This window comes from Chitinivorax tropicus, assembly GCF_014202905.1.
In the GTDB taxonomy this organism is placed as follows: domain Bacteria; phylum Pseudomonadota; class Gammaproteobacteria; order Burkholderiales; family SCOH01; genus Chitinivorax; species Chitinivorax tropicus.
Genome location: NZ_JACHHY010000043.1, coordinates 1 through 7,746, shown reverse-complemented (window position 1 = coordinate 7,746; position 7,746 = coordinate 1). Strand labels below are relative to the sequence as shown.

The window sequence follows — 7,746 nt, the reverse complement described above, 5'->3', positions numbered from 1 at the left end:
GCATGCTGGGCCGTCCGTGCACGGTAGCTTTGGCGTAAATCCGTTGGGGTAAAGGGGAGCATCGCCCGATTCAGGATTTATGCAACAGCGCCATTTGACATATAAATATGCAGATCCACCCCATTTAAAAATAATCGGCACATTCTCTCTGACTATCAAAAGATAAAACCACAGCTGCACAGATATCAATATATTGAGACATCAACAGCCGCTGACCAACCGATCATTCAAGGCTTGACATTCACAGCAATGATGCGCGGTTTGCCATAGGGGCAATCACCCACTGTACCACTGATTAATAATCGGATTGCACGATTACGCCAAAGTGCCTCTTGCAGCATGCTCTGGAAAAGATGGCGACCAGCATCATTGGGATCAGTGACATAACCACCCGATGTTATCGGGCAAAATGCAGGGTTGATGATTGGCGCAGATGTCGTAACCGAAACCGTATCTGCCGACCAACCAGCCTCCAGCATAGTGATGGTACCGAGCCCAGTGTAGGTAGGGTCGGCTGCCAGTGCGGATTGACCGATAAGTGCAGAGGCGAGTACTGCGTAGCAATTCAAAGACAATTTCATTTTAGTTACCCTTATATGTGCATATTGCAGGAAATGATTCATATCCAATCAATCAAATACTGATGAAATGCAAATCAGCAATGCTGATCCACGAGCGGCATGGTACTTCCTCTCATTTACACAAGGCCAATTAATTTAATCTTCCATGACTAGCCATTCGATTTAAAAAAGGATGACAATAAAAATCAATAACAAGATATATGACCAATCAAATTTAGCTATATACCATCAACTGCATCACTCTACAGTCTATTTATCAAGCCACCCTGCACGCCAATCAGAGAACCGTCATTTCACAGCGCAAACGCAGCACATACCATCCGAAAATGTCGAATTTTCTTACAATATTGATAATCAGAATAAGGTTATATAATTCAAATAAAAATAATATTAAAATTCAAAAAATAAAAATCAATTAAATCAACATATTAATTATTATTATTAATTAAAATTCATGACAACCCAGTCTTAAAAAACATGGCACATTTTTTGCTGAAAATCCGTTCAGAAGTAGAAATACCTTTACATATATCACCCTCATCATAAACAGGTGAAGCCATGCAACCTCACGCCGCCACATGTCGCACCCCAACCACCATCTCGCGCTGGGCATATCATCCAGATCGCTTCCTGACTGATGTCGTCGCCACCCGCCAACCAGCCATCATCACAGGACTTGTCAACCAATGGCCAGCATTCACCAAATGGACGCCTGCTTATTTCCAGGCTCGATTCGCCCATGTCCGTAGCCGTGTCGTATTGAATATGCCCACGTCAGGCACCTCTTATGATCATGTGGCAGATGATTTTCTACACGAGATGAATCTGCAGGACTTTGTCGAGCACATGCTGCAAACACAGCGCCCTTGTTATTTCAGGCGTCAAGATATACGGAAGCTGACAGGTCTGGAGCGTGATGTGGTGTTTCAATCTTTCACCCCATCAGTAAGCACCGATCCGACCTATGTTTGGCTTGGCTCAGCGGGCACCCGGACGGGTCTGCATTTCGATCAGCAAGACAATGTGCTTTGCCAACTCCATGGACAGAAAGCAGTCTGGCTGATCGCGCCAGAGGCATCCCGCCATGTCTATCCATACCCTGGCAGTGTCACCAAAAGCCAAGTATCCCCCGACGCCCCCGATCTGCAACGCTTCCCGAGATTTGCACAAGTCGATATGCAATATGCCATCCTGCAACCCGGCGAAGCGCTATTCATTCCCCACCGTTGGTGGCATAGCGTCATTTCACTCAGCCCATCCATTTCGCTCAGCCATGAATTCGGGGAGAAGACCAATCTTCGGGAATTGGCTTACTCGATTCATATGGGAGGGCTATCCAGCTGGCTGACAGTGAGCAAGGACTTTTTCTGGCACGGCCTATTGAATCGACCTTTCACCCGCCGCCTGGGCGATGACCCGCCATTCGGGCAGCTGCTGTTCACACTGCTGCGAAGCAGCTTGGTACGGCGCACCTGAATATTAGTCATATCCAATCGTGCAATAAATAAAAAATGGGCTTGCCATTCAGGCACAAGCCCATTTCATTTTATATGAAAATATATTCAATCAGGCATTGATTGCCGGACCATCAAACCGCCATCAGGTCAAGCAGCCCTACGCACTGAAGATTGTCATGGATTAGCAAGTTGGCCCATTTACTGGGTTTGCCCGACAAACATAGATATCCAGATAAGCATCAATGTTTTCCCTGCATTGATTTTCTGTTCCATCATCATGACTATAGTAACCATTATCATCATAGTCATCATCTGTGTAACCAATCGCGATAAAACCAGGGAAGGTGTTACCACTACTCACAATAAAGCGACGCGACCAGGAGCCATTTCCAATCAAATCGCTCAGAAATGTCAAGCTCTCTATCACACCAGGAATCTGGATCTGCCCATGATACAGCCTATCCGAGTCGGATCCTGATGGATTGACATAGCGCTTCCAGGTCCTTCCACTCCCACCGGTCTGAACACACCCTTCAGCTCGTATAAAAATCGAGTCGCTCGGATAGACTACAATCGGCAAATATGTTTTTGGTTTATTAACGACCGGGTGATTCACTCGTATCCAGCGTGGATCATTGTTGAAATTGAATATGACCTCCTGATCAACAGCCCATGACGTCGTGACGATTGCCCATTATGAAGCCAATATCATTGAAACTATTGCAGTTTTGAAGAATTTCATTTTCAGCTCCTTGTCAGAATTGACGACCACTATGCACCCAGACAACACACCACTCCATCACTCACGGACCACCTGCACTCAAGTTACCAAACATGCGGCCTTGCCATCTGTAGGGGGCATTGCGCACACTTTGCCGAATCACTCATGACTCAACATTCCTCCGCAGCGCATCTCCCTGACATTAGCCTTTCGCAGCCGGTAATAATGAGTAGATCAGGTCACTTTCCCAACAGCAATTCAAGCAATGTAGCAACCATGAATAGAAAACACACCCACACAACGCCAATGAGTCAGCCATCCATCATGACCAGCACAATGCAATAAGGCCAAAATTAGAATGCTTTCATAGTAAAGCAATTTTTAATACTCAATATTAATTTTATTTAAATCAAAATATCGCATATACGATGCTAACAATTTGAAATTACGATTAAAATATCCACTCAACCACCCACCAATAAATCAATATCCGAAATTCATTACATTAAGCGCATCATCATTAAAATAAGAAGGAGCCAAAAACCTCTAGCCAGCCATTATCAATTCAGCAATCTGAATATAAAAAACAGCCGAGAGAATTTGATGGAATATCAGGGTAGCCAGATGAAATGAATGGCCGGCAGGCCATGCGATGATGCATAACAGGGTGAAGCCAGTAGCCTCACCCTTGCTTGATGTCGGATTGATCAATCCAACAGGGTTACTGCACGGTAAAACTACGACTGACGCCGGTAAAAGGATGGATCTTGCCATTCCAGCCATTTTTATAATCACCAAAATGGACGATCCGATAACTGCCTTGCTGGGCGGACAATGGAATGTCCCAGCTGATGACAGCCTTGGATGTCCCCCATACCGGATCGATACGCTGCCAGCGGTAGATGGTTGACCAATCGCCATCATCCGCCACTACTTGCCAGCGGCTGCCATCCCAGCGCTGCACTTGCAGGAAGGTGCCATTCCGGTGCAAATTGTTCTTGGGGTGCCCCGTCCAGAACGAGACATTGACGCGACCGCCACGCAGATAGGCTGCGTCAGGCTGCTGGTCGGCTTGGCCAAACTGCTTGCCGATGGGCGTGTTGTCCAATACCACGCCCGTCTGGAAAGACATCTGGTTCGCGGACAGATCCCTTGGCTGCGGTCCTGGCGGCACAGATGACCCGGTTCGCATCGCGGTGGCCAGCTTGAAGTAAGCCTGCTGATAGGCTGGCAACGTCCACTTGCCGAAATGAGTTGAAGCGCCTTCATAGTGCTGGGCTTCGTATTCCTCGGGGGTGGTGATATAGCCTGAATAGGCGTTGGCATAGCCATTGAAAACCACATATTTCACGGCATCACCCAGCGCCGATTTCACGGTTTCACGGATACGCCGCCCAGCCATGATGGTGAATTCACCAGGGCCCGCAACGATCGCCAATTGGCCGATCCGCAATATCGATACTGGCAATACTTCCGGCGACCAGGGCACCGGCTTTTGCGTGCCGGTAGCCAACAAAATCGGCTTCGGCGCCTGGCAGTCATGCACCCATTGTGGCGCAGGGGTAATGACACCACCGAGGAATCGGTAAAATGGATTCCCTTTCAAATCGCCTTCTGACATACCATCCAGCCCGCGACCATCCTCCGTACCTGCTGCAAAAGCTGTGCCCAGCGCAGCTGGGCAGGTACGCCGCGACTGACCATCCGCCATGGCAGCAGGAATCTCGACATTAGACATGTCGATATACTGCTGGCGATAGTCAACTGGGCCATTCAGCGACTCCTGCGCGGTCTGGAACAATGCCAACGCCTTCTTCAGCTGCCTCTCCCCAATGATCCGGGTATTGTCGAATTCATCATTGGCCGGCCCGGTGCCATTCAGGTTTAGATTGGGCGTCATATCCCCCGCATTGGTCTGGGCAAATGCGGCAACGAAGTCTTCGTCATTGTCGTAACGCCCGCCTTTTAGCTCATGCTCCCAGCGCCACGCCGCATAGCCTTTGTTGTCTGGGCTGACCAGATGGTTGGTGTTTTTCATCGACACGCCATGGGTGGGGAACCAGCTGATGGCACCGATCTCGTCGCCATGGCGGCTGAACTTCAGTACGGTCATCTGCGGATCGATCGGCAGCCCCCACCTAGCCCGCTCCGGCTGGGGGTTCCGCTCATAGGCTGGTAATGAGCGATTGTTGCTGGCATCCAGCAGGTCCCCCTGGTTGATATGGATCTGACCAGGTTTCAGATTACGATGGGCTTTGTCGATGGCTTCGACGATGCCGGACACGATCGCCTCGAAGGTAGCCCGGTTGAACCCCCAGGTGGTGAAGTTATACAGGGCATAATGCGAGAACCCGCCGGGACCAGCGTGGGTGTGCGTGGCGGCCAGAACGACATTTTCAGCGGTATATAAGTTGCCGTACTTGGCCTGCAGCCGCTTGACCACCGCCTGCTGCACCCCTTGAAACACCATCCCAATGTCATTGTTGACAAACACCACCCGCTGACCATTTCCCGGGTCAGCCACGATGAATGCCCGGGCCCGCTGCCGCATATGGATGCCTGCAGCCGTTTGCCCCATCTTGGCATACCCCATCATGCCCACCTCAGCAGCTTCACCCGTGATGTCAGACATGCCACGCCCGATCAGATAGCTATCCGCTGACGCCATCTGCGCCAGGAGCAACATTGGGATACCCAATACCGCTTGCAATGTGCGCTTCATCTTTGTCTCAACTCCATAACATAGTTATTAAATGTATCCGCGTTTCATTATAGGAGAGCCCTGCTCGCGTGACCATCCCAATCACATCATTCATGGACACATAAAATATTACAAATTGCGGATTTGCGCACTTGACAGTAGTGAAATACTCAAAATTCACAACATGACACTCAAAATATCTCTTTATTATCATACGTCAAATTAAATAGAAGAAATTCATTATTAATTAATATATAACATTTAAATATATAAAATAAACACCATAAATTGACCAATTATTATCAAGATGAAATTATATTTAAAAAATAATGATAAACAGTCAATACAATCATTCAAAAAGGAATTATGATGACAAATCAACAGGCAAGCAGGAGAATTTCCTCGATCAGTCTATTGGCCGCCCTCGCACTAAGCTGCATCCAAGCGCAGGCCAGGACGTATATCGTCACCAGCGCAAATGACACTGGAGAAGGCACCCTCAGGGCGATATTGGAGACAGCACCACTCGATCCGTTCGGTGATCAAATCTTCTTTAATCTGCCACCGCACCAGCGAACCATTGACCTGACCAGTGGCGAATTGATCATTGACCGACTGGTCAAAATAGATGGTGGTGAAGCGGGCATCAAATTAAGTGGCCTGCAGCAACATCGAGTCATCCGAGTCACCCGTAGAGGGGTTGCCACGCTCAACAATTTGACCATCGAAAAGGGATATCTATCCGGCCAGGCAGATGACACGTCTTTCCCGCTCGCGGGTGCGGGCATCCTGAATGCGGGTCATCTGACACTGCAGCGGGTCACCTTGCAGGACAATCATCTGCGGATTCACCCTGGCCCCAGCCCCACTTCCTCCGCCCAGGCCGATGACACCGCTCGCCACAATGGAGGGGGGGCGATTGCCAATGCATCGAGCGGGTCGGTTCTACTGCTGGACAGCCTGATCTGGAAAAATACCATCGATGTCATAACGGGTGACGGTGGCGCCATGTTGAATGAGGGTCAGCTGGTCGTGCAGAACAGCACTTTCACTGAAAATTGGCTGATCGGTGTATCTGGCCACGGTGGCGCACTGTCCAACCAAGGTATTGCCGCCTTGATCAACAGCACAGTGGGCGAGAATGGCGTGTCCTATAGCAGCCAGGGATACAACACTGGCGCGGGCATCTATAACAGCCAGGCAGGCAAGCTCAGTGTCAGCTACAGCACCATTGCCAACAACCGGAGAGGGCAGGTATCCGGCAACCCGACACTTGACCAGCAATCCCTCGACAATCACGGCGGCCAGGTCTGGTTGACCCACACCGCTTACCCACTGGGTGACCCCAGCCACTTCAACGACTTTCACTACAACTACCTCGGCCCGGATGCCAGACTGTCGTCACTCGGCATGTATGGCGGCCTGACACCCACCTATCTACCGCTTGCGGACAGCCCTCTGATCGACAATGGCCAGCCGAATTGCAATTTACTGCAGGACCAGCGCCGCCAGCCTCGTACACCAGATGGACGTTGCGATATTGGCGCTGTCGAAGTGAAATGAAATGATCCAACTGCCCGGCCACACCCACCGGGTGGCCGGGCTCATGCATGGCGCTCATACACATCTCAGATAAAGCACCTCCACGCACTGCATCACACTACCGATATCAAGCCATACAAACTCAGCCGACCGCTGCCTCCATGCCATATCTTTTTTGCCCATACGGCGCTGTTGCACAACCCCTTCCTCAGCGTGGCTTGGTAAGATAGTGGCATGACCAAGCCCGCTCCGAAACGTTACCGCACGATCAACTGGAAAGCCTACAACCAAGCCCTGATCCAACGCGGCTCCCTGACCGTCTGGCTGGACACAAGCATGTCATGGCGGGGAACTCCTCAGGGCACGCGCGGACGGACGCAGACCTATAGCGATGCCGCTATTCCATTCTGCCTGACCATTTAAGAACCTATTTGGACTGGCGCTACGGCAGACCATCGGCTTCATCCAAAGCCTGATTCAGTTGGCGGGTCTGGACTGGGGCGTCCCAGATTACAGCATGCTCTCCAGGCGGCAACAGACGCTGCAGGTCAAGATTCCCTACCAGAAAAGCTCTGGCACGCTGATAGCACAGGTATCAAGATGCTGGGCGAAGGTGAGTGGAAAACCAAGCAACATGGCGCGGAATATTGCCGGCAGTGGCGCAAGGTGCATCTGGGCATTGATGCGGAAACCCTACAGATCCGCGCCATCGAGGTGACAGATAACCGCCAGGGCGATGCGCAA

Annotated in this window: 5 protein-coding genes and 1 pseudogene; 3 read left to right on the top strand and 3 right to left on the bottom strand. The window is 50.3% G+C overall.

Going from position 1 to position 7,746, the window contains the following annotated elements; all coding sequences use genetic code 11:
* Positions 1–227: 227 nt before the first annotated feature.
* Positions 228–623 carry a hypothetical protein gene (locus HNQ59_RS18800; protein WP_184041932.1) on the bottom strand — a complete coding sequence of 132 codons (396 nt, stop codon included), beginning with the start codon at positions 621–623 and terminating at the stop codon, positions 228–230.
* A 516-nt stretch (positions 624–1,139) separates the two neighbouring features.
* On the opposite strand from HNQ59_RS18800, the gene HNQ59_RS18795 reads away from it, so the two are divergent.
* The gene (locus HNQ59_RS18795; RefSeq protein ID WP_184041931.1) at positions 1,140–2,057 is read left to right on the top strand and encodes a cupin-like domain-containing protein; all 918 of its coding nucleotides are present in this window, start codon (positions 1,140–1,142) and stop codon (positions 2,055–2,057) included.
* 162 nt (positions 2,058–2,219) lie between these two features.
* On the opposite strand, the gene HNQ59_RS18790 is transcribed toward HNQ59_RS18795, so the two are convergent.
* Positions 2,220–2,654, bottom strand: coding sequence for a hypothetical protein (locus HNQ59_RS18790; RefSeq protein ID WP_184041930.1), 435 nt, complete (start codon positions 2,652–2,654; stop codon positions 2,220–2,222).
* Between the two features lie 826 nt (positions 2,655–3,480).
* Entirely contained in the window at positions 3,481–5,481 is a 2,001-nt protein-coding gene (locus HNQ59_RS18785) for a neutral/alkaline ceramidase (RefSeq protein ID WP_184041929.1), read from the bottom strand.
* A 348-nt stretch (positions 5,482–5,829) separates the two neighbouring features.
* Between HNQ59_RS18785 and HNQ59_RS18780 the strand changes: the two genes are divergently transcribed.
* Both HNQ59_RS18780 and HNQ59_RS18775 read left to right on the top strand, forming a co-directional pair.
* Positions 5,830–7,023: a choice-of-anchor Q domain-containing protein gene (locus HNQ59_RS18780; RefSeq protein WP_184041928.1), complete on the top strand. Its 1,194-nt coding sequence runs from the start codon at positions 5,830–5,832 to the stop codon at positions 7,021–7,023.
* Between the two features lie 213 nt (positions 7,024–7,236).
* Positions 7,237–7,746: pseudogene (locus HNQ59_RS18775) on the top strand (IS5 family transposase); the annotation flags it as partial.